Source organism: Rosistilla carotiformis (assembly GCF_007753095.1).
Taxonomy (GTDB): Bacteria; Planctomycetota; Planctomycetia; order Pirellulales; family Pirellulaceae; genus Rosistilla; species Rosistilla carotiformis.
In genome coordinates this window covers 3323443-3346346 of the sequence record NZ_CP036348.1, presented here as the reverse complement: position 1 = coordinate 3346346, position 22904 = coordinate 3323443, and the positions used below count along the sequence as shown (strand labels likewise).

The following is a 22904-nucleotide window of genomic DNA, read 5'->3' as shown; positions in this document are numbered from 1 at the left end:
CCGCCTGTCGTCTTTCCGGAGATCCGTTTCGTCGCGAATTCAAGGTTTCGCAGTACCGCGTCTGCAGCCGTCGGCCACGCATCCATTATCGACCGCCGCGGGTGCGTCCACCACCACCGCCGCCGGTACCACCGCCGCCGGTACGATCTCCTCCCCGTCCGCCGCCGCCAACGCCACCCCGGCCGCCGCCGCCGCCACCGCCGCCGCCAAAGACGCCACGACTACGCAGCTGGTCGAAGATCGCGGCGCGGCGTGCGGCCGTTGCCGCTTCATCGCTGCTGCTGGACGCGGTCGAACTGCTGGCCGTCGTTGTGGAGCTGGTGGTGGTGCCGGTCGTGGTCGATCCGGTGGTCGCTTTCGCTCCCAAGACTTTGGTCAACGCTTCTTGAACGATCTTCGGATTCACACCGCCGCCAATCGACACCACTTGAACCTGTTCCTCGCTATTGGGACCGCGGATGTCAAGATTGGAGATCAATTCGCTCACCTGTTGATAGTGCTGCGGCGTTCCTTTCAAAATAACGATGTTGTTTTTCGCATCGACCGCCAGACTCATTTTCATCGCCGCCGGTTCCTGACCGCCCCCTTGTCCGCCGCCGCCACGACCACCGCGCCCGCCGCCGGCACTTCGCAACGCGTTGACGATGTCTTGCGGCGAGGGTTGTCGGCCGCCAGCGCCCCCTTGGCTTGGCTGCTCCATCTGATCACTGAAGACACTTTTGCAAACGTTTACAATGTCGTTGACGTCTTGGTACTGAACGGGAATCAGATACGTCTTGCCCGTCGTCTGCACCGCTTCGGGACTCTGTTCGCGATCGATCACGCTCAACAGATCCTCGACCAATTGCAAATCGGTGCCGTTGGCCTGCACAATCAACGCGTTCAATCGCGAGTCGGCGACGATACTGACGGTTCCTGAGGTGGTGAAAATCGGTCCCGATTCGCCTCCTCCGCCGCCGCCACCGAGGCCCAAAAGACCTCCCAACATGCCGCCACCCAATTCGCCCAGCATGTCTCCGGCCATGTCGGTCAACCCGCCACCACCGCCGCTGGATGCCGAACCGGTCAGGATGCTGTTGAGCAACGTCGAGGCCTCATCTGCTTTGGCGTACTTCAGCCAAAACACGGTCGGCGTTTCGCTGGCACCGGCCGATTGTTCGGCCAAGGCGCGAAACAGTTCTTCGAATTGATCCAATGCCTGGACATCGTCCGATGCGATGATCATCCCGCCGGGAGTCAGCGAGATCACGATCTCAGCCCCCGCGCGATCGGCGGGGGGATTGTCGCTTTCGTCCTCCTCGGCCGGACGGGTGACTTGAGTCCACTGCGTTCGATGCGAGGCCCCGTTTCGATCCAAGAAGGTCAACGGAGGCGAATCGAGATCCGCCGAATCGTCGGACGCCGGCGATTGCGTCGACTCAGCGTCCGGGCGTTCGATCCGACGCTCCGGAACCGCAGCCTTCTCCGATCGCGAAGGGGTTGAAAAGCGGATCTTGTTTTTGCGTCCCGTCGCTTGCCAAATCATCTCCAATTGTTCCAGCGTGTTTTCCGCCGATCGGCCGGAGAAGGGAAGCAAGCGAACCCGATCGTCCAGTAGACCGTTTTCCGTGCTTCCTTCCATCTGCTGAATCAGCGCGCGGACGGTTTCGATCTGGTCGGGGGTTCCTTTGACCCACAGCTTGCTGGAGACCGGATCGCCATCGACGGTGGGTCCTTTGCCCGCACCGTCGCCCCCCCCGGCGAAAAATTTGTTGATCGTCAGCACCGCCGATTGAGGGTCCAAGCGGTTCAATTGAATGACATCAAATCCGGTCCCTTTCCCCTCCAGCAGCTCCAGCGTCTCTTTGACCAATTTCTGTTCATCCGGACGGGCCCACAGGATGATCGCTCCGGTGTTCGGTTCGACACTCATCCGCACCTCGGGCAGCCCTGCCAACATCGTCGACAGGACGTTGAAGGCGGTGTCCGAAGAGACCGTACTGAGTGGGTAGCGTTGCAGGCTCGCCGGTGCCGGAGGTTCGGCACTCGTTTCGCCGTCGATCGCCATCGGTTTGTCGACCAGGTCGACGATCGCGCGAAACTGCGTCAGCTTGGCCGGTTCGCCAGCGGCGAACAAGTTGGCCCCAAACAGATCGGTTGCGATTTGAATGCCTTCGGCGGAATTGTCGTCATCGAGATTCATCAGTTGACGCGCCACGGCCAGCACTTCGTCGGGCGTCCGATGCGTCAACGCAATCGCGACCACGTCCCCGCCCACCCCGCCGGGACCGTTCGCTTGACGCAACGCCTCGCGGATCGCTTTCAATTTGTCGACCGTTTCGACAACGATCGCTTGACGCGACGACTCGAGGATGATCACCGATCCCCAGGGACCGATCAATTGCTTCAATTCCTCGCCCGCCGTCGCCGGCGAAACGCCTCCCAACGGCAGGATGCAGCGCACGATGTCCGATCCGCTCCGCTTGTCCAACTGGTCCGCCGTCACCGATTCGGCCAATTCGCGGATCAACTTGGGAGCCAATTCGGACTCCAGATCGATCACGATCAGCAACCGGCCGCGACGAACCAACGCGTACCCCTTGTCTAGGAGCATCCGGTTGATCAGATCAACCGCTTCGGTGGGGGTATAGGATCGCGAGGGATCGATGAAGCTGAGCGTTCCGGATGGAGGTTGGTCGACTTGCAGTTGCAGATCCGCTTCCTCAGCCAACCACTGCAAAACATCTCCCCAAGGCTGGCCGGAGAAGTTAAATCGCAACTGGACATCCCCCGACTGCGTTGGCGCAGTCTCTTCGGTCGCCTGGGCGACGGCGGCGCGCAAGGCCTTGTCCTGCTGAGGCTCGGCCGCAGCGGGGGCTTCGGGAGCAACGGGAGCTTCGGGGGTTACCGCGGGTTGCGGCGGGGCCGAATCGGCCGCGGGCTCTTGCCCCACCGCGGGGTGGGCCAGGAGTAGCAAAATCCAGGCGGAATGGAGGTGCCGGAGAGCAAATCGAGGCATATTCAAAACTTTCATCGAGATCGGCAGGTCACAGGTGGGTGAAAGGGGTCGTTCCTATCGTAGTCGGCCCGCTGGATTCGGACATAGGCTGTGCCGTTTTCGGGCAAAACGATGTGCGGTACGACATGCAAACCTCGGTTTAACCCCGATAAACCGTCGTGGTTCCGAAAGGATTTCCGGTGGGGCTGCGACTCCGCTGGCGGGACTTCAGCACACAGAACCTGCCATGGTCGGGGATGGAGTGAACGCCGCGAACGGATTCCCGAGACCACGGCCCTTTAGAGGTGGCCATCTCGACGGAGGAGCTCGGCCAGGCGGCGGGCGCCGCGTGGATTTAAGTGCATGTGGTCGGAAAAGGCCTCGTTTTCCGTGAACGCTGCCGAATAATCAGCGATCGGGGCGTCCAGTTCTTTTCGCAGCCAGTCGATCCAGGCCGGAAGCTCCGGAATCGTCGCAAGGTAACGCGGGTGGAAGGGGCCGACAAACAGCACGACCTCGACATTCGCCGCTCGACTGTCGGCCAGGATCTGCCGCGCGGCATCGACATGGACCGGGGAATACAGGATCGGCTCGGGCCCGTAGCTGAGCATCCTGTCGATCTGCGGCTCCGTTGCCGCGTTGGGCATGATCCATTCCTGGTCGTTGCGACGCAGATAGAACAAGCTTCGGATCGTGAATTCCCCATTATATCGATACAGATGCGAGAACTGCGACGCCCGGTATTCTTGCGGTCGGTGCATCGCCATCGTTCGACTCAACAAGGGCGAATGGAACATGTACGCCGTAAACCGCTCCAACGCTCCGACTTCATCTTCGCGGCTGACGCAACTGATCTCGAACAACAGCCGCTTCGGTGCCGGATGACGCTGCAAATAGTCATGCCACAGGGGGGGCATCGCAACGACCGGCAAGGCGTTGAAACTGAGGTTCACCGTCGGTTGCCCGCTGATTTCAGCAACCGCTGGTGGATGCAGCATGTGCAAACCACGCGAATTCCCAAGCGCCACGATCTCCCCCGGCAACTCCCCTCGATAGAGCAGGCTGTACCGGAATTGTGTCGACATCACGGCGCGATCGAGCAGTCGCGCACCCATCCGATCGCCCGCGAGCACCAAGGCCGCAAAGGCGAGGATCGACAATCCGATGCGTCGCTTAGGGTTGAGACTGACCATTAAAACTGAAAGTAGATGAATTGCTTCCCGTCGAACGTGCCCCACAGCGCGAGCGACCACAATAAGCTAGCGTAATAAAGGCCGCGCAGGACGGGGATTCGGTAAAAGACCTGCGGCCAGCGGATCCTTTGCGAAATCACTTCAAACCCCATCAAGATGCTGACCAGGGCGCACGCCTTCAGTAGTGGAATGCGGTTTTGCAACGTCGAAGGACTGAGCCCGTCGAGCGACGCGATTTGCGTGAGGATCTGAATCGCCTGGTCGAAGCTGCCGCTGCGAAAAAAGACCCACGTCACGCAGACCACCGCAAACAACGATGCCGATTTGAATGCGTCGATGGCCAAGCGGCGTAGCCAATCGGGCGACATCAGCGCCGCGTCCAGCAAGCGTTCTTCCGCCGGCCCCCACCATGAAATCCAAATCCGATGAGCGATCAGGATCGTCGCATGGATGGCGCCCCAAATCACAAAGTTCCAGCTGGCCCCATGCCACAGCCCGCCCAACAACATCGTGATCGCCAGGTTGCGGTAGGTCTTCCAGTCGCCATTCCGGCTGCCGCCCAAGGGAATGTAGACGTAGTCGCGAAGCCAGGTCGAAAGCGAGATATGCCAGCGGTGCCAGAAGTTGGCGGGGGAGGTGGCCAGATAAGGCGTCCGGAAATTCTCGGGCAACTCAATCCCCAGCATCCGCGCCGTCCCGATCGCAATATCGGAATAACCGGAGAAGTCGCCATAGACTTGGAATGCGTACAGCACCACAACCACGGCGGTGTTCAACGAAGAATAACCTCCGGGATCGTGGAATAGCGGATCGGCGACGACGCCAATCGAATCGGCGATCACCAACTTCTTAAAGAAGCCCTGTAGGATGCGTCCAAAACCACTTTCGAATTGCTGCCACGAAAACCGGCGATCGGTTTCCAGTTGCGGAAAAAACTCGCGTGCCCGGACGATCGGTCCTGCCACCAACTGTGGGAAGAAACAGACAAACGTCGCGAACCGCAACAGGTCGCGTTGCGGCGGAATTTGTTTGCGGTAGACGTCGATCGAATAGCTGAGCGTTTGAAACGTGTAGAACGAAATGCCCGCCGGAAGGATCAGATTCAGGGTCGGCCAATCGAGCGACCAACCCAATGGGGCGACCATTTGTTGGAAGCTGTCGACAAAGAAATTGAAGTATTTGAAGGTCGCCAGGATGCCCAGGTTGCTGACGAGACTGATCCCCAACAGCAACCGTCGCAGTGACGCTGAGGCCTCACGGCGTCCCAGGCCGCATCCGACGGCGTAGTCGATGCCGGTGGAAAGAACCAACAAGCCGAGGAAGCGATAGTCCCACCACCCGTAAAACAGATAGCTGCCGGCCAGGCAAAGCACGATCCGAGCGTTGCCCCGAAGCGACCAGTAGAGCGCGAGGAAGCAGGGGAGGAAGACGAGGAAGGCGTAGCTGTTAAATAACACGCGGAAGGGAGTGCCAAGATATCGGAACGGTGGGATTCATTCGGTTCTAGCGCTCCCCGTGGGCATGAGGCGCTGTCGCGGGAACGATTTCCGGTCTTCCTACGACTGCGTCGCGGGACTCGAATCTTGCACCCCGATCGCCCCAAGCGGTGAGCCTTGTTGGGCCCATCTTAGTTCAAATCGCACGTGGCGCCACCCTTGATACCGATCGATTACGTTGATCCCGCGATCGTCTTGAGCGACCGATAGCCGCGTTCGGCAATCGCCAACAATCGCGGCGAATAGACTTTCCGGCACCTGCCGATTTCGATCAATTCGCCATGAAACCGCGACTTGAACTCCCGCGGTCCATACGAACGATTTGGATCTCCCGCGCCTCCAAAATCATAATGACGGAAACCATGATCATGCGCCCATTGGATCTCATCCCAGACAAGGCAAGCAAAGGGGTGCAGGCTGCGGGGGCGCGACGTCCCGCCGTACCAGGCGAAGTAGCGGTCGCCCCAAGCCAGGCTGATCGTGCCGGCCACGTCGCGTCCTTGGTAACTGGCGACGCGAACCTGCAGCACCGTTCCCAACTCCTGTTGCACCGCGGCAAACAAACCGCTGCTGGGACAGGGAACCATCGCCCGTCGCAGGCTTTGCCGGATCTGCGCGTACGCGCGGCGTTGCAGTTCGAGCGAATTGCCGACTTCGATTTTGACGCCCCGTTTTAACGAACTGCGGATGCTACCGCGCATCGGTTTGCCGATGTTCCGCCACAGTTGCTGTTTGCTGAGCGATAGATCGATGACGTAATTCAGAAACGGACGGGGCTGGTACCCCGCGGCCGCCAGCGTCGGGCAATCCCCCACCGCCGCCTGCAGCGAGCGCACTTCGGTGAACAATGTCGATGTGCCGACGGTCGCATCGTGGCGCGACAACAAACGTTCGGCCGCCGCCGCCCCCACAGGTTCGGCACTGCACAAAGGTTCCGCAAACATCACCGCACGCGAGGTGAGGGCCCGCGTGAATCCAGAAACCGCGTCGACGCGGACCGGTGCAATCAAGGCCTGGATCTTTCCAGCGGCATCTTGCGCGGCGATCGCCAGCGACCGATAACGTCGTGCCTGATCAAACGCCCGGCACATCCCGGCACTGTGAAAGACCGATCCCAGCGGATGGGCGTCGACAAACGCATCCCAGGCCCCGGGCGCATCGCCGGGCCGGATGATTTGGAATCGGTGCTCAGAAGTCTTCATCGAGTGCAATGCTACGTCTCGCACGAGCGCCCCATGGAGGAACTCATTGTTTGCCTGATTGATCCGAAACGCAATGTCCGGAGATCGATAGATACCGCCCGTTGTGGAAACAGAATCGGTGCCACTCCACCGCGATCTTTGGAAGGACACCTGTCGGAGCGTCTACATCACGCCCCTACCCCTTCTAGGTGTTCACTGCCCCGCATGTTAGTAGCATAGGTAAGATGGTGCTTACCCCCGCCATCGGTGTCCAGCACTTTTTGAACAACTTCCCGCAATTCGAGGGAATCGGATAAAGCGATCGTGCCGGTCGTTCCGATTCACCTGAAAGCACGGGCAACAGGCGACTGTTGTCTAGGCGGGTGCGACGGGTCGATTTTTTTCGGGTGGCGAATACGTTCCAACGTGCGTTTCTTTCCCCAACCCGTTGCGTATACCTGCAATCAAACAACGAAATCAGGGGGGCTGTGCCATGAACCGTACGAAGAATCTTCGTCGATTGGCGCTGGTTACGATCATTGTCAGCGCGACCGGTTGCCAATCGACAACCGGCTTGTCGACGCTCAATCTCAATCCGTTTAACCGCACCTCTAGCAGCGGTTCGAATGATAAAATCGCGGTCGTCGAAGTCCCCAACGCGAAGCCTGGCAACACCAGCACCGAACCGGTTGGCTTTGGCGCAAAGTTGGCCTCGGCGGGAACCGCGGCTCGCGACATGGTCACCGGAGTGTTCAGTTTCGGCAAAACGACCACCCCAACCGACCCATCGGCTCCCAGCGATTTGTTAGCCCTCACCAACACCCCCGATAAATTGGGGCCCGAGGTGTACGTCGCCAATGGCCAGTTGTGGGAATCCAGCGGATCGTTTGATCGCGCCATGGAGAACTACAACAAGGCGCTGCAAGGGGATCCGAAAAACGGTCCCGCCCTGGGTGCGATCGCTCGTCTGCACGACCGGCAAAACAACCTTGAAGAATCGGTCACCTACTTTGGCCGTGCGATCGAAGTCGATCCGAGCGAATCGACCCTGTACAACGATCTGGGCTTAGTGCTCGCCCGTCAGAAAAAGTATGACGAAGCAATCGAGCAGATCCAAAAAGCCCTTGCCATCGCGCCGGGCAATAAACGGTTCTCCAACAACTTGGCAACCGTCTATATGGATGCGGGAAGTTCGGAGCAAGCGATGGCGACGTTGGCCAAAGCGCACGAACCGGCTGTCGCGCATTACAACATGGCCTACCTCAACTTCAAACGTCAACAGGTTGGCGAAGCACGCAACGAGTTAGAGACGGCGTTGAAGATCGATCCGAATCTTGAACCCGCCCGCAATCTGTTGGATAAGCTTGGCGGCACCCAGATCGCCCAAGCGGCGAAGGATACCATCACCGCAGCTTCTTCGGTGACCGAAAGCGTCAACAGCTTGTCGCAAGGAGTTCAAGAAACTTATCAAGGCTTGACCCAACAGGCGGTGCCGGTCACTCAAACGATCTCCAGTGGGCTAACGGACGCCTTGACACCTTATACCGGGACACCGCCCTACGGCCCCGCTTCGGTTCCATCGATTTCAGCGGCCACCCCGCAGATTGCGAGCCCACCCGCACCGACAACCGTCGTCGCACCACCGGCGGCAGCAGCGACTCCTGCGGCGGCGGCGACGCCTGCTCCGGCACCCGCACCTACAGCCCCGGCACCCGCAGCGTCAGCCCCGGCGGCGGAAGCCGCGGCACCCGCTTCGAGCGGTGGGTTTACCATGCCACCCTCGGTCGGCGGCTAATCGCTGCTGTCGATCGCGTCGGCGTCCCTTTGCGTCCGCCGACGATCGGATCGATCGAATCGCTTTAGAAAGCGGAGGCCCACAAAAATGGTCCTCCGCTTTTTTCGTGCCACCGCAGTCGATTTCGAGTAGGGTTATTGCGGCTTCCGCTCCCTGGAAGTGCCCATCGAGTGTTAACCCATGTCGCGTTCGAGGCGACAATCCGGAATCCCCGCCATGAATCTTCATCGACCGTACCGTTGGCTTCTTATCGCGTGCCTCTTGCTGGGCACCGTCGCCGTCCCGCGCGGCGCATCGGCGCAATCACCGTCGACCTTACGCGTGCTGTGTTACAACATCCATTACGGCCAAGGGAACGATGGCGTCTACGACCTGGAGCGTTTGGCTCGGGTGATCGTGGCGGCGAAGCCCGACCTCGTCGCGCTGCAAGAAGTCGATGTGGTCGTGGAACGCTCCGGCAAAGTTCATCAGGCGCAACGCCTGGCGGAACTGATCGGGATGGCGGTTCGCTATGGACCGACGCAACACTATCAAGGCGGGCTGTTCGGCAACGCCGTGTTGACGCGATTGCCGATCGAGGACGTGCAAATCCAACCACTCCCTTACACCGAAGCGACGGACGAACTGACGACCTATCCACGGGGCGCCATCGCGGTGATCGTGCAGTCAGCCGCTGGCATGCCCTTGCGCTTCGTAAGCACCCACTTTCAACACAACGTGGCCGGTGATCGAATCGCCGAGGCACATGCGATCAATGCGTTATTTGCCGGGGATAACGTCCCAACGCTTTTGGCCGGTGACATGAACGCAACCCCCGATTCCGAACCGATCCAGATTCTCGACCGGCAATGGAAGAATGCGATCGATGCCGCAGCCGCGCCGTCGGCACCATCGCGGAAGCCGACTTCGCGTATCGATTACATCTTCTATCGTGGTGAGTCGCTGAAAATGATCGATTCGGAAGTGATCGACGATTCGATGGCATCGGATCATCGACCGGTACTGGCCGTTTTTGAATTGACGCCTTGAGCGCGCCCCAAGGACCGAATCAGGCGACGTCCCCAAGATCCAAACTGCTGCCGTAACGGGTTAACACGCGTTGCTTCAGCAGGGCCAGATCGGGATCTTCTAGGTGCGGGTCGTTGTCGACGATCTCCATCGCGAGATCGCGTGCCGCTTCCAAAATTGCAGTGTCTCGCAGCGGGTCGGCCACCCGCAACGGTGGCATCCCACTTTGGCGAACACCCAACAGGTCCCCTGGACCGCGCATCCGGTAATCGGCTTCGGCCAAGGCAAACCCGTCGCTGGTCTCCGCAAACGTTTTCAGCCGTTCGTCGTCTTCGGGCAGCCCCTCCTTATCGGTGAAGACGCAGACATACCCCGGATGCGAACCACGCCAGACGCGGCCACGCAGTTGATGCAGTTGCGCCAAACCAAAACGATTCGCTCCCAAAATCGTCATCACCGTGGCGTTGGGGACATCGATTCCGACTTCGATCACCGTCGTCGCCACCAACACTTGCAGTCGTCCTTGTGCGAACCGAAGCATCGTTTCGTTCTTTTCTTCCGGCGGCATCCGCCCGTGCAGCAGACCAATCCGAAATTTCTTCAACGGCCCGGTTCGCAATTCGTCGAAAACCTGTTGCGCCCCACTGACGTCCTCCTGTTCGCCCGAATCGACCCGCGGCGTGACGACAAACGCCTGCCGTCCCTCGCGAACCCGTTGGGCCAGAAACTCCCACCATCGCTGTGCCCAATCGTCTTTGGCCAAATAGGTGTTCACCTGGCTGCGCCCTGGCGGCTTTTCCTTCAACGTGGAAACGTCCAGATCGCCAAACGCGGCCATCGCTACCGTCCTGGGAATCGGCGTCGCCGACAGGACCAGGTAATGCGGATCGAGCCCGCCACGGCGAAGGTTCGCGCGTTGTGAGACGCCAAATTTATGCTGTTCATCGATCACCACCAGCCCCAATTGCTTGAACGCGACCTCCTGGTTCAACAACGCTTGGGTTCCCACCAAAAGGTCGATTTCGCCTTCCGCGGCCGCCTTCAAGACATCGCGGCGATCGAGCGTCGAAAGGGTGCCGGTCAATAGTCCTAAACGCACCCGGCTACGGCTGAGCGATTTGCGAAAGGTCTCAAAATGTTGCCTTGCCAGAACTTCGGTCGGCGCCATTAAAACCGCTTGATGTTTGTTGGCGACCGCCAATAACATCGCATACTGCGCGATCACCGTCTTGCCGCTGCCGACATCTCCCTGAACCAAACGATTCATCGGGAATTGACGCGCCATGTCGGAACTGACTTCCGCGAAAGCCTTCTTCTGATCACCGGTCAATTCAAACGGAAAGCGTTTCAAAATCCGCGCGTCGATGGCGGCATCGACCGGCAACGGCGGTGCCCGCAAGTCGCTGGTCAACTTGCGTCGACGGATCGCCAGCGCCAGTTGCAAGATGAACAACTCCTGAAAGATCAACCGCCGACGGGCGGCGTCCAAGCTGGCCTGATCTTGCGGTTGATGGATGTTGCGGATCGCCGCTTCGATCGAAAGCAACGACGCAGTTTCTCGAATCGACGCAGGAATCACCTCAGCAATTTCCCCCGCCAGTTCGTCGACCACCGTCGCGATCGCGCGGCGCATTTGCCCCTGATTGATCCCTTCCGTCAGCGGGTAAATGGGCAGAATCCCTTGCGCGGTCGGCGTCTCATCCTCTTCTAACGGGATCACTTTCGGATGCACCATCTCCATCCGCAACCCCGAAAGTCGCGGCTTCCCGCTGATCAACACCCTCTGCCCGCGCGGCATCGAATCGATCCGATAGGGTTGGTTGAAGAACATCAACCGTGCCGCCCCGGAACCATCTTCCACCAAGACCCCCAAGATCGTTTTCCCCGCCTGAGTCGTGATCACATCGACTTCGGTAATCGTGGCGACAAACGAAGCGGGTTGGTCTTCGCGGAGATCGGCGATCCGTGTCGCCGGGGCGGGATGCTCGTAATCCCGAGGGAGGAAGAACAGCAGATCGCGAGCGGCCCGCAAACCAAGTCGCAACAATTGTTCGGCGCGCGACGGCCCAACCCCTTTGATAAACTGGGTCGCGGTCGCCAGGTTCAGTTTTGTTGCAGATTCCGAATTCAGGTTCATACGCCACGCGATTTGCCGAGGGATGGATCGATCCGCAATATACCATGCCAGCTATTTTCAGTTCAGAGAGCGCGATGGCAAATCGGTGGGTCGGGGGAAGGCATCCAACGGAGCCGTCGTGGCACGGTCCTGCGTCCCTGCGAATCCCGTAATTCGCCAACGTAATCGCAGACCGCCTGCCAACGGATCGACGTGGCGGAAGCCAACCTGCGGCTTAACCCTGGTCGCTCCCGGCGACAGCCGTCGGCGAATTTTCGCGGTACAACGACCCGTAACGCGCATCCTCGCGAGGGATCAAGCCAAAATTCACGTTGAAGAATCGATGGTGCAACAGATGGTGTTGCCCCGACTTCATCCACGTATTGGTTTCATGCGAGGGGAAATGCCCTGCAACCGCCAGGATCACCTGCGCGATGGTCCAGTACCAATTGGGGACCAGCATGCCGGCGGGCAAGTTCAATTCGGTCAGCGCGAACTCCAACGGCGAAATCGTGCCCGAATCCAATGGTGTCGGTAAGACCCCGCGGTGATGGATACTGTGGATGCTGTCGTACAACGGGCGACAGGTGTGGAAGGTGCGATGGACGCGATAGTAGATCAAAAACGCAGGCTGCAAGGCGAACCAAAACGTGGCCAGCCAAATCGCTGCGGTTCCCCAGAAGATCGTCATCACGTGGCCGCTCCATTGCGGATGCTGGGTGAGATCCAAATTCCACGCTTGTCGCAGGAATTCGAAAAGTCCGATGGTCATCACCTGGCTGGCACAGCGGACGACAAGCCCCACGTTGCCGATGCAATAGGCCCAAAGAACATGCTGGATCGACGCGGTCTGCGATTTTAAGTTCGCTTGGTGAGTTTCAAACAACCGTCCGGCGCGGTCCCAACGAAATCGCAGCACCCACAGGTACCGAAGCAACCAATAGCTTCGGATCGCCATGTAAAACCCATACAGCATGACGAAGCTGCTGATCGCAAAATTCAACGGCAGCACGACCGGCGCTATCCCCAAATACAGCACAAACGCGACGGCATAATATGGGAACATGTGGACCGCCGCCCGCAGCACCACCTGGGCGTATAAAAGCATTTGTCCCGGCATCGCCCCAACCGCCAACTTACGTTTCCAGGTTCGGCGATCGAAAAGCATTCCGAAAAACAGACAGCCGTTGAGCCATAGCACAAGCCACGCATTGATCGCGCCGAACAGTGCAAGCGCGACGAAGATCGCTCCGGCAACGAGATGACTATTGTAAACGCCCCCCGGAGAGGCCGAACCCCACAGCGGATACTCCGCTCCTGGAGACGAGGCGGGAGAAAGCGGTTGTGGCTTGGCGATTGCGGTGTTCATTGTCTGCAAGGATCTGACCGGTGTTATTCCGAACAGATTACTTCCCCACGCCGCCGAAATCTACATCGCCCCTCCACGCCGCGAAGTGATTGCACGAAGCCGCGACGAGAGCGCTCCCCCAGGCCGCACCGATTGCCAATCGATGCATGAACGCATGTCATTTCCCGGTGGCAAGGGCCTTGCGTAGGCGCGGGACCATCCAACACCGCAACGGTGCGTCCAACGGCAACCTCAACAGCATCCGCTCGTAGACACGCTGCCACTTGGTTCGGATCCCTGCCTCTTCGGCAAACATCTTCGCTCGGATCTCCATCTCGGCCACCAACTGATGAGCCAGCCGAGGACGATCCCAGTGGGCCGGAAGACGTCGACACCGGGTCAGTGCCAGCGGGACATTGGCAAACGATGCTTCGGTGCGCGCCATGCGACCCCAGATCTCGTAATCGGCCACCGTTTCTTCGCCGCGAAATCCACCCTCCGAAAGGATCGCCCGCTTCCAAAAAATCGACGTCCGGGCAACGATCGGGTTGCAGCGCCGAAGCGCCTGCCGGATCGCTTTCGATTCGGTCGGCAGGGTTTGAAACCCAAGCGGCCGGTTCTGTTCATCGATCCATTCGATAAAGCTTCCCAACACCGCGATCGCCGGATCGCTATCCAGCACTGCGATCTGCGTTTCGAGTCGTTCGGGGAGCGCAATGTCCGACGAATCGACAATTGCAATCAGCGCGCCGCGTGCTCGTTCCACTCCTTGGTTCAACAACGCCGTTCGATTCACCGGTGGCACCACGTGATGTCGTATCCGATGATCGGATACGTTGGCCAACCACGGTTTGGCAGGCTGAGCCGACGCCGACTCCATGACTAACAATTCGTAATCGGTGAACGTCTGATCGAGAACGCTCTCAATGGCGTAGGGGAAATGCGTGGGGTCTGGACGAAAGACAGGCATCAGGACGGTGATCGGTGGTGCCTGGGAGGCCATTCGGAAGTCCTTGGTGTTCCCGCGTCAATGGACTTCCTATTGTGCCGATTCCTGGACCTCGATCCCAGGGCAATCCAAATGGCTTCATCAAAAATTAGCGTGATCGCCGACGCATGATCTTCGCTAAATTCGCGGTCCGCGACCTACCAATGAAAGTCCGGCAAACCGCACCGGCCGATAAGAATCCCGGCCGACCGCGACCGTATCGGCTTTAGGCTACCGGCCGCGCGAGAGCATCGTTGCCGCCAAGCCAGCGAGTTGATGGAAATTGTCGCAGTGGGCGGTGTAATGCAACAACGGTCGCATTTCGTCGTCCATCGCTCTGCCGCCGGCCACTAAGAAGACGCCCTTGGGCAATTGATTGGCAAACGCATTGAACGCTCCGACAAACGCCGCGCGATCTTCGATCGTAGAGATACTGACCCAAACCAGCTGTGGCCGATGCCGAACGACCACTTCCAGCAACCTATCCAGCGCCATGTTGTTACCCAGAGAGCGTGCATTCCAGCCGGCTTCTCGCAAGACCAATTCGACGAGATGGGTCGGTAATTGATATTGATCGCCTGGCGGAGCGCATCCGATCGCTAGGGGCGCCTCAGCACCTGGCAGAGGGATGTACTGCGCCAGTTCGTTGACCAACCGAAAACAGATCTCGCAGCCATAACGTTCTTGTAAGACATCTGCATGACCGTTTTCCCAGATCTCGCCGATCCGTCGCATCGAGGCGCAGACGATGCTAGCAGCCACATCGGTGAAGCTTTTGTTCCGTAAAAAGGCTTGTTGGATGATCTGTCGGCACGCTGCTTCGTCCCCATCCAACAAGGCGTTGGTGAACGTTTCGACGATCGCTTCACAACCGGCGTTGGAAACGTTGGATTCGACGTCAACACGCCGCACCGCGGACGACGGCACGACGTCCAAAGGAGCAACGCCCAGTTTTTCCGGCGCCAACAACGTGCGTTTCGTTTCGCGCAGGAACTGTGCAAGCGATTCGACCGAAATCCGACGGTGCCCCCCGCCGGTCTTCACCGAAGGAATGATTCCACGATCGCACCAGCGTTTCACGGATGATTCGCTAACCCGCATGGCTTCGGCGATTTGCTTCGGTGAATATTGGACTGAGTTCACTAGATCGCATGGGTGGGTGTGAGGGGTAGGGCCAGATTCGTCGTATTCGTGCAACTAATTGTTGATATCGTTCACGTCGTTGCACGTTTTGAATGAAATCTGGCCAACAAAATCGACCATTTCATTATCTGAACGTGTCAACGCTTCAACCGGGGTATGGAGCACCGGCACACTCTGGGGGGCATGGCTGGTTCCACGCCGAGACACCTTTTTCCTTGTTGAAATGCTTGAAAACTCAATACGAACTCACGAAATTGCAATTTTGCGTTAAAAATATGTTGCGAGGAGCGGCGAACCACGGTAGAACCAAGACGGAGAACGATTTGAACGTTATGAACGTTTTCAGATGAACGATTTGTTCTCGCCCGCAATTATTCGAGTGCCCTGATGATTATTGCCCTACGTGAACTACCGAACCTCCGCTTTTCTCCAAAGTATCCCTACGAGTGGTTTCACGCGGATGGATTGGTTTCCGTCATCGACGAAACCGGCCCGATCGATAGCTGGCGAAACGCTTCACCGACACAGTTCGAACTCGAAAAACAGCGACTGATGAACCTTCCGCTGGAGTTCATCGACAACCCCCAGTTCCATCTACCCGGAGCAGGATCGGCATTGTTCGAGTGCCCGATCGATCTGGAACGGGACGTCGTCAATAGTCGTAGTTCGTCAGAATCGTTGCCGACCCATCTGGATCGGCTTTGCTCGGCAAAGCTGTTGAGTCCAGAACAGGAACCGATGTTGTTTGAGCGGATGAATTTCCTGCTGTGCATGGCTTCCAAATGCCGCGACAGCCTGCCCTATGCCAAGACCGCGGTGCAGCAGGTCGATCGCATCCATTGGTTGCTGGCGTTGGCTGCTTGGCATCGCGACCGAATCATCGAAGCCAATCTTCGACTGGTGTTTTCCATCGTCAAGAAATTCGTCAACCCGATGAACACTTTTGACGACTTGTTGGCCGACGGAATGTTAGCCTTGATCCGCGCCGTCGAAAAATTCGACTACTCCCGAGGATTCCGTTTCAGCACCTACGCAACGCAGGTCGTGCGTCGTAATTCGTACCAATTGGTCGTGCAGCGGCAGACCGATGATTCGCGGATGGTGATGGGAATGGACGAAGCCACAATTGCCGAATCGGGTGTGCCGCGGGAACCGTTCATGTCCGAACAGCGTTGGGAACACCTGCGCAGTCGTTTGGGCGTGCTGTTGGATTCGCTCGATCGCCGCGAAAAGTTGATCATTCGCGCTCGTTTTTCGATCGGACCGCACAGTAAAGTCCAAACCCTACAAGCGATCGCCGCTCGCCTGGGCATCTCGAAGGAACGCGTCCGGCAGATCGAATCGCGGGCGATTACCAAGCTGCAGGAGATGGCTTCGATGGCGGAATCACCCGAACTGCAGAGCGTTTGAAGCCGGGTGAGATCGCACGGGAGAAACCGACGCTGACCTAGCTGCGTTGGCGTCCGGAGCGCGGTTACAATAGTCGCATCCAACGTTCCCTAACGCGATCCCCGGAGATGTGCGTGGCTGCTCAACAATATAAGCGTAGCGTCGCTTTACCCGCTTCGATCGAACAGGCCTTCGCATACCATGATCGTCGTGGCGCGCTGGGACGTTTAATCCCTCCATGGGAACACGTCACGATCCAGCGCAGTGATAATTCTTTAGAACCGGGCAGCGAAGTCATTCTAAAGACCAAGCTGGGACCGGTGGGGATGCGTTGGCACGCGCGTCACGAAATTTACGAACCACCGAATCGGTTTACCGACATTCAAGTCTCCGGACCGTTTGCCAGTTGGCATCACGAACATCGGTTTGAACCGGGCCCTACAGCGGCCAGTTCGCAAATGCACGACACGGTCGATTACCGATTGCCCGGTGGCGCTGTCGGTTCCTTTTTCGGATCGGGCAAGATCACGAAGATGCTCGAATCGATGTTCGCGTATCGGCACCGCACGACGCACGACGATCTGCAGATGTTCAGCGATCACGATCCGTCACCGCTGCGGATAGCGGTCAGCGGTTCGACCGGGCTGGTGGGCGGAAGTTTCTGCAACGTCGCCAACCTGCTGGGGCATCAAACCGTCCCGCTGCTGCGTGGGGAACGGCCAGCGTCCCGAAACGACCAGGAACAGGCGGATGTGCTGTTCCCATGGAGTGAATCGTTTGTCAGCGATGCGTTCGCAGGAACCGATGCCGTCGTTCATCTGGCGGGGAAACCGATCGCGGACAAGCGTTGGAACGCGAAAATCAAGCAGGAGATCATCGACAGCCGCGTGGTTCCCACGCGAACATTGTGCGAGCAACTGGCTTCGATGCCCAAACCTCCCAAAGTGCTCGTCTGCGCGTCGGCGATCGGTATCTACGGTGATCGCGGCGATGAACGATTGAGTGAAGATTCTCCGCACGGCGACGGTTTTCTTGCCGACGTGGGCGAGCAATGGGAAGCCGCCTGCCAACCCGCGGCCGACGCAGGGATTCGGGTTGTCAATCTACGCATTGGCATCGCGATTTCACCGCAAGGCGGCGCCCTGCAAAAACTGCTGCTGCCAGCCAAATTGGGCGTCAACGGCCCGGTCGCCGATGGCAAACAATGGTGGAGTTGGGTGGCGTTGGACGATGTGATCGGTGCGATCTATCACGCGATCAAAACCCCGGATCTATCGGGCCCGGTAAATGTTGTCGCCCCGCACGCGGTCACCTGCGGTCAGTTTGCCCGCGACCTCGGCAGCGTGCTGCATCGCCCCGCTTTCCTGCCAGCCCCAGCCCCGCTGATGCGACTGGCATTAGGGGAAATGGCCGACGCTTTATTGATCGCCAGCACCCATGTGCTGCCGACCAAACTGCAAGCGTCGGGCTATCGCTTTCGATTCGAACATCTTCAGGATTGCTTGCGTCACGTGCTGGGCAAATAGCCGCGATTGCCGACTTGAGCACGACCATCGTTTGGACGATGCAAGGCGACGCTGCGCGCTGGAACGCTGCCCGCTCGCGGTTCCCAAAAGTAGGAATCCGCGTGGCGAATGTGCTACGATGAGCCGCAATTCACCACACTGCGTCCCCGTCGAGCCTCCCGATGTCCCTGCCTCAACCCTCCGTCGTCCGATGGATTGTTTCGACACTGTTCCTGTTGTCGTCTGTTCCCGCCAACGCGAACGATCCGACCGATGTCTTGCGACAGGAGAATCTTGTCGCTTGGTGTATCGTTCCTTTTGATGCGAAACACCGCGGGCCGCCCCAGCGGGCTCAGATGCTGAAAGATTTGGGCATCGTTCGCTGCGCTTATGATTGGCGCGCCGAACACGTTCCGACTTTTGAACAAGAGATTCTCGAATACAAAAAGCATGGCATCGAATTCTTCGCTTTCTGGAGTCATCACGAAGCGGCCTTCGATCTCTTCGAGAAGCACGACCTGCATCCCCAGATCTGGCAAACATTAGCCGATCCCGGAGGCGCCGCGGACGCCGACAAAGTCGGTCTTGCCGCTCAGAAACTGATCCCCCTGGTTGAACGAACCGAGCGGTTAGGTTCGAAACTCGGGCTTTACAACCACGGCGGCTGGGGCGGCGAACCGCGGAATCTCGTCGCCGTTTGCCAACGCTTGCACCAACTTGGGCACAAACATGTTGGGATCGTTTACAATTTCCATCATGGACACGGACACATCAACGATTGGGCGGAGGTTTTCCTACAGATCAAACCGTATCTGATCTGTCTGAACCTGAACGGCATGAACCCTAAGGGACAACCAAAGATTCTAGGGATTGGCAAAGGAGCGCACGAACTGTCGATGATCCGCACGGTCGTCGAAAGCGGATACGACGGCCCCATCGGGATCCTGGATCATCGCAACGAACTGGACGCCCGTGAATCGCTGCAAGAGAACCTCGACGGTCTACGATGGGTCCGGCAGGAACTGCGTGAAGCGGGCAGCGGGGGTCCGCGGCCTCAAGCGGCCGCGAATCCCGATCGCGGCTCGACCAGCGTCCTTTATCCCGGAGACGATGCCTACCGCAAGCCGCCAGTCACCGTCGAGTGCCGCGCCACCTTGGATCGCCGCGATCAATACAACATCTTGGTCGCCAGCGACACCAAACAATCATCGGATCACTGGGAACTGTTTTCCATGAACGGCAACGGATGCTTGACCGCCTATCTACCGGGCAAACATCCCGACCACGTGCACACCAAAGCGATGATCTGCGATCGCCAACCGCATGCAATTGCGATGCAGTACGAACCGAATCGGGTCCGATTATATGTCGATGGTCGACAGGTTGCCGATCAAGCGATCGAATCGACCGACCGGGGCAATCCGATTCCCGGCGGCTTGGGCATCGGGCGACTCGCTCAGCCCGGCCCCACGTGCGCTGGGAAAATCCATTGGCTGCGGATCTCCAAAGGCGTGAGAGCGATTTCCCCGGTTCCTACGACGACCGTCCAGCGGGATCAAACGACCGTCGGGTTTTGGGAATTTGGTAAGTCATCTCAGCCCGGCAACGGGACGCATTCGAATGCTGCAACACCAACGGCGGTCGGACTCGCGAAACGCCCCTACGATCCCAAGCGCGTGGAGCAAAGGGTTATCGAAGCGCGAACGCGCGGCGATGCGGTGCGAGGTGCGATGGTCTTCGCCGATGCCAAGCACGGCTGTTTGGCGTGTCATCAAATCGGAACGTTGGGCGGCTCGGTGGGCCCCGCGCTTTCCCACATCGCGGCCCAACGAACCGACCACCAACTTGTCGAGTCGGTATTGTGGCCTCAGCGCGCGATTCAACCGGAGTACCAGACCTGGAACGCGCTGACCGTCGAAGGCAAGATCCTTCGTGGCTATAAGCATCTCGAAACGGAAGATCGGCTGACCTTGCTGGATCCAGCATCGGGAAACCGGATCGTGATCGATCGCGATGAAATCGACCACCTAGCACCTAGCGGAAGCGTGATGCCCGACGGACTGGCCGCGGCGATGGACGATCAACAGCAGGCCGATCTGTTTTGTTTCTTGAGTCAATTGGGGCGTGACGATTCACCGATCGACCGTCGCGTCCTGGAAGCGCTCACGCGGGCTCAGAATCATACGCCCCAGGAATTCCCCGTAACGCGTAAACCGCTGCAGCCCAACAACTATCGCAACTGGCAACACGCCGTGAATCGCGATCGATTGTACGACTTCTACACCAAACAAGCGGAACATTTCCGCCAGCAGCCGCATCTGCCAATGCTGCTCGCCCCATTCCCGGGACTTGACGGAGGCGGACAGGGACATTGGGGGAACCAAAACGAAGCGGGATGGGCGAGCGACGACTGGAATCGAGCGGAACGGGGCGTGGTCCAAGCAGGCGTGTTTCGCGGCGGAGGCGTGACGGTCGCGCGCGGCGTCTGTGTTCGCTTTGGAAAAGACCATGCATTGTCGGTATGTTTCAACCCCGACACGCTGACCTACGATGCATTGTGGTCGGGTGGTTTTGTCCGCTACGACTCGGTCCGCCATGGATTTGTCGGCGGGTTGCGGATGGAAGGCAAACCGCTACCGCGACCGCAACAGCCTGTCGTCAACAAGCCCTTCCAATACCGTGGGTTCTATCGCCACGGCAATCGCGTGGTCTTTGCCTATCAGGTCGACGGCGTCGATTTCCTCGATGCGCCTTGGATTCACGAGGGGCAATTCGTCCGTGAACGGGCGCCCGTCGAATCGCACTCGATGCGCCATGTGCTGCAGGGCGGCCCTGCCCTGTGGCCGCAACCGATCGAAACGCAGTGGACGCGTGGCGAGGGACAGCCCTTTGCGATCGACAGCATCGAACTGCCGCACGACAATCCTTGGCGAATCCCGATCGATTGCGGAGGGCTCGATTTTCTACCCGACGGCAGCGTCTTGGTCTGCACGATGCAAGGGGATGTTTGGCGGGTCAGCGGATTGGATTCCACCGACCCCACGTCGAACCGCGTGCGTTGGCGGCGGTTTGCATCGGGACTGCACCACGCGTTGGGGCTGGTCGTCGCCGATGGGCAGGTCTACGTCCAATGCCGCGATCAATTAGCGCGACTGACGGATCTCAATGGCGATGGCGAAGCCGATTTTTACGAATGCTTCAGCAACGCATTTGAGACGTCCCCCGCCGGCCACGACTACATTTGTGGTTTGCAACGCGATGACGCGGGGAATTTTTACACCGCGTCGGGAAACCAAGGATTGGTGCGAATCTCGGCCGATGGCCGGCGAGCCGACATCGTGGCGACGGGATTTCGCAATCCAGACGGCCTGGGATTGATCGACGGAACGACCGTGACGGTTCCCGTTTCGGAAGGCTCCTGGACGCCAGCGTCGATGATCCACGCGGTCGATCTGAATTCGGATGATGCCGATCGCGAGCCGCCCTATTTTGGATACGGAGGTCCTCGCAACGGCAAGCCGCCGCGTCTGCCGTGGGTCTATTTGCCTCGCGGAATCGACAACTCCAGCGGAGGGCAAACCGAGGTTCCGCCCCAACGCTTCGGACCACTGGCGGGCCAGGTGCTGCACTTCTCCTTTGGCGCGGGCACTTGGTTTGTCGTGTTGCGAGATGAAGTCCAGGGGCAGGCGCAAGGGGCCGTCGTCCCGATGCCGGGAGACTTTTTGTCGGGAGTCCATCGCGGGCGTTTCCATCCGACCGACGGGCATCTTTACGTCGCTGGGATGACGGGCTGGGGATCGTACACACCCCGGCGCGGTTGTTTGGAACGGGTCCGATTGAACCATCCATCGTTGCAAGTTCCGATCGGTTTTCATGTGCATCAAAACGGTGTTCGCGTCGACTTTGCCCAGCCGATCGATCCCGCGGTTGCGACCGATCTCGGCCGTCAGTTTGCCCAGTGTTGGAACTACCGCTATAGCGGCGCTTACGGTTCTCCCGAGTTTTCGACGACGCATCCCGGTGTTGCGGGACACGATCCGCTGGCAATCCGATCGGCGCACGTGGTGCGCGAGGGGCGCGGGCTGTTTTTGGAAATCCCCGATTTGCAACCTGTGAACCAACTGCATCTGCGATTGCATGTCAACGACGACGCATCCCCCACGGCAAATCCGGTCGGTTCGGGGCACGATTTGTTTGTCACCGTCCACAAACTGGACGAACCGTTCACCGCGTTTGCAGACTATCACGCCGAGGACAAAATCGTCGCCGCGCATCCGCTGCTGACCGACCTGGCAACAAATGCCGTTCGGGTTCCCAATCCCTTTGGCGAACCGATCGACGACGCACGAAAGGTCGAACTTCGGACCGGCAAGAACTTAACCTTCGAAACGGGAGAAATTCACGTTTCCAGAGGCGAGCCGATTCAACTGACGTTGATCAATCCCGACGTCGTACCTCACAACTGGGTTTTGGTTCGGCCAGGCGCGCTGCAGCGTGTCGGCGGTTTGGCCAACGCATTGATCGCCGAACCGACCGCCTACGCACGACAATACGTTCCCGAGTCGAAGGACGTCTTGGTCTCCACCGACATCGTCGCCGCGGGATCGCAGGAAAGCGTCTGGTTCAGGGCGCCTGCCGAGCCAGGTCGCTACCCATACCTGTGCACTTTTCCTGGCCACTGGATGGTCATGAATGGTGTGATGGTGGTCGACTGACGTTACAATCGCTGCGGACGAAAGCCGCAGCGATCGCCGCTGCGACTAAA

13 protein-coding genes are annotated in these 22904 nt (G+C 58.9%); 5 read left to right on the top strand and 8 right to left on the bottom strand.

The window, feature by feature from the left end; all coding sequences use genetic code 11:
- Positions 1-85 precede the first annotated feature (85 nt).
- The 4 genes from Poly24_RS27655 to Poly24_RS12170 all read right to left on the bottom strand — a co-directional run bounded on the left by Poly24_RS27655 (position 86) and on the right by Poly24_RS12170 (position 6868).
- Positions 86-2998, bottom strand: coding sequence for a secretin N-terminal domain-containing protein (locus Poly24_RS27655; RefSeq protein WP_261343110.1), 2913 nt, complete (start codon positions 2996-2998; stop codon positions 86-88).
- Between the two features lie 278 nt (positions 2999-3276).
- Positions 3277-4170: a hypothetical protein gene (locus Poly24_RS12180; RefSeq protein WP_145095281.1), complete on the bottom strand. Its 894-nt coding sequence runs from the start codon at positions 4168-4170 to the stop codon at positions 3277-3279.
- Entirely contained in the window at positions 4170-5627 is a 1458-nt protein-coding gene (locus tag Poly24_RS12175) for an MBOAT family O-acyltransferase (protein WP_145095278.1), read from the bottom strand. Before Poly24_RS12175 ends, Poly24_RS12180 begins: the two co-directional genes overlap by 1 nt.
- Before the next feature lie 212 nt (positions 5628-5839).
- The gene (locus Poly24_RS12170) at positions 5840-6868 is read right to left on the bottom strand and encodes a lipid II:glycine glycyltransferase FemX (RefSeq protein ID WP_145095275.1); all 1029 of its coding nucleotides are present in this window, start codon (positions 6866-6868) and stop codon (positions 5840-5842) included.
- 472 nt (positions 6869-7340) lie between these two features.
- Here Poly24_RS12170 and Poly24_RS12165 point away from each other — a divergent pair, with 472 nt between their 5' ends.
- Both Poly24_RS12165 and Poly24_RS12160 read left to right on the top strand, forming a co-directional pair.
- On the top strand, positions 7341-8642 hold the full coding sequence (locus Poly24_RS12165) for a tetratricopeptide repeat protein (protein ID WP_145095273.1): 1302 nt from the start codon (positions 7341-7343) through the stop codon (positions 8640-8642).
- A gap of 216 nt (positions 8643-8858) precedes the next feature.
- Positions 8859-9671 carry an endonuclease/exonuclease/phosphatase family protein gene (locus Poly24_RS12160; RefSeq protein WP_197452522.1) on the top strand — a complete coding sequence of 271 codons (813 nt, stop codon included), beginning with the start codon at positions 8859-8861 and terminating at the stop codon, positions 9669-9671.
- A gap of 19 nt (positions 9672-9690) precedes the next feature.
- Here the strand turns inward: Poly24_RS12160 and recG are convergent, their stop codons facing one another.
- From recG to Poly24_RS12140, 4 genes are all read right to left on the bottom strand, one after another.
- A complete protein-coding gene (recG, locus tag Poly24_RS12155) occupies positions 9691-11787 on the bottom strand; it encodes an ATP-dependent DNA helicase RecG (protein ID WP_145095266.1) in 2097 nt (698 codons plus the stop codon).
- A 214-nt stretch (positions 11788-12001) separates the two neighbouring features.
- Positions 12002-13135 carry a sterol desaturase family protein gene (locus Poly24_RS12150; RefSeq protein WP_145095263.1) on the bottom strand — a complete coding sequence of 378 codons (1134 nt, stop codon included), beginning with the start codon at positions 13133-13135 and terminating at the stop codon, positions 12002-12004.
- A gap of 157 nt (positions 13136-13292) precedes the next feature.
- A complete protein-coding gene (locus Poly24_RS12145) occupies positions 13293-14117 on the bottom strand; it encodes a glycosyltransferase (protein WP_145095260.1) in 825 nt (274 codons plus the stop codon).
- A gap of 216 nt (positions 14118-14333) precedes the next feature.
- Positions 14334-15245: a helix-turn-helix domain-containing protein gene (locus tag Poly24_RS12140; protein WP_145095257.1), complete on the bottom strand. Its 912-nt coding sequence runs from the start codon at positions 15243-15245 to the stop codon at positions 14334-14336.
- Positions 15246-15632: 387 nt separating this feature from the next.
- On the opposite strand from Poly24_RS12140, the gene Poly24_RS12135 reads away from it, so the two are divergent.
- The 3 genes from Poly24_RS12135 to Poly24_RS12125 all read left to right on the top strand — a co-directional run bounded on the left by Poly24_RS12135 (position 15633) and on the right by Poly24_RS12125 (position 22854).
- The gene (locus tag Poly24_RS12135) at positions 15633-16655 is read left to right on the top strand and encodes a sigma-70 family RNA polymerase sigma factor (protein WP_145095254.1); all 1023 of its coding nucleotides are present in this window, start codon (positions 15633-15635) and stop codon (positions 16653-16655) included.
- A 107-nt stretch (positions 16656-16762) separates the two neighbouring features.
- Entirely contained in the window at positions 16763-18160 is a 1398-nt protein-coding gene (locus Poly24_RS12130) for a TIGR01777 family oxidoreductase (RefSeq protein WP_145095251.1), read from the top strand.
- Positions 18161-18321: 161 nt separating this feature from the next.
- Entirely contained in the window at positions 18322-22854 is a 4533-nt protein-coding gene (locus Poly24_RS12125) for a DUF6797 domain-containing protein (RefSeq protein ID WP_145095248.1), read from the top strand.
- Positions 22855-22904 lie beyond the last annotated feature (50 nt).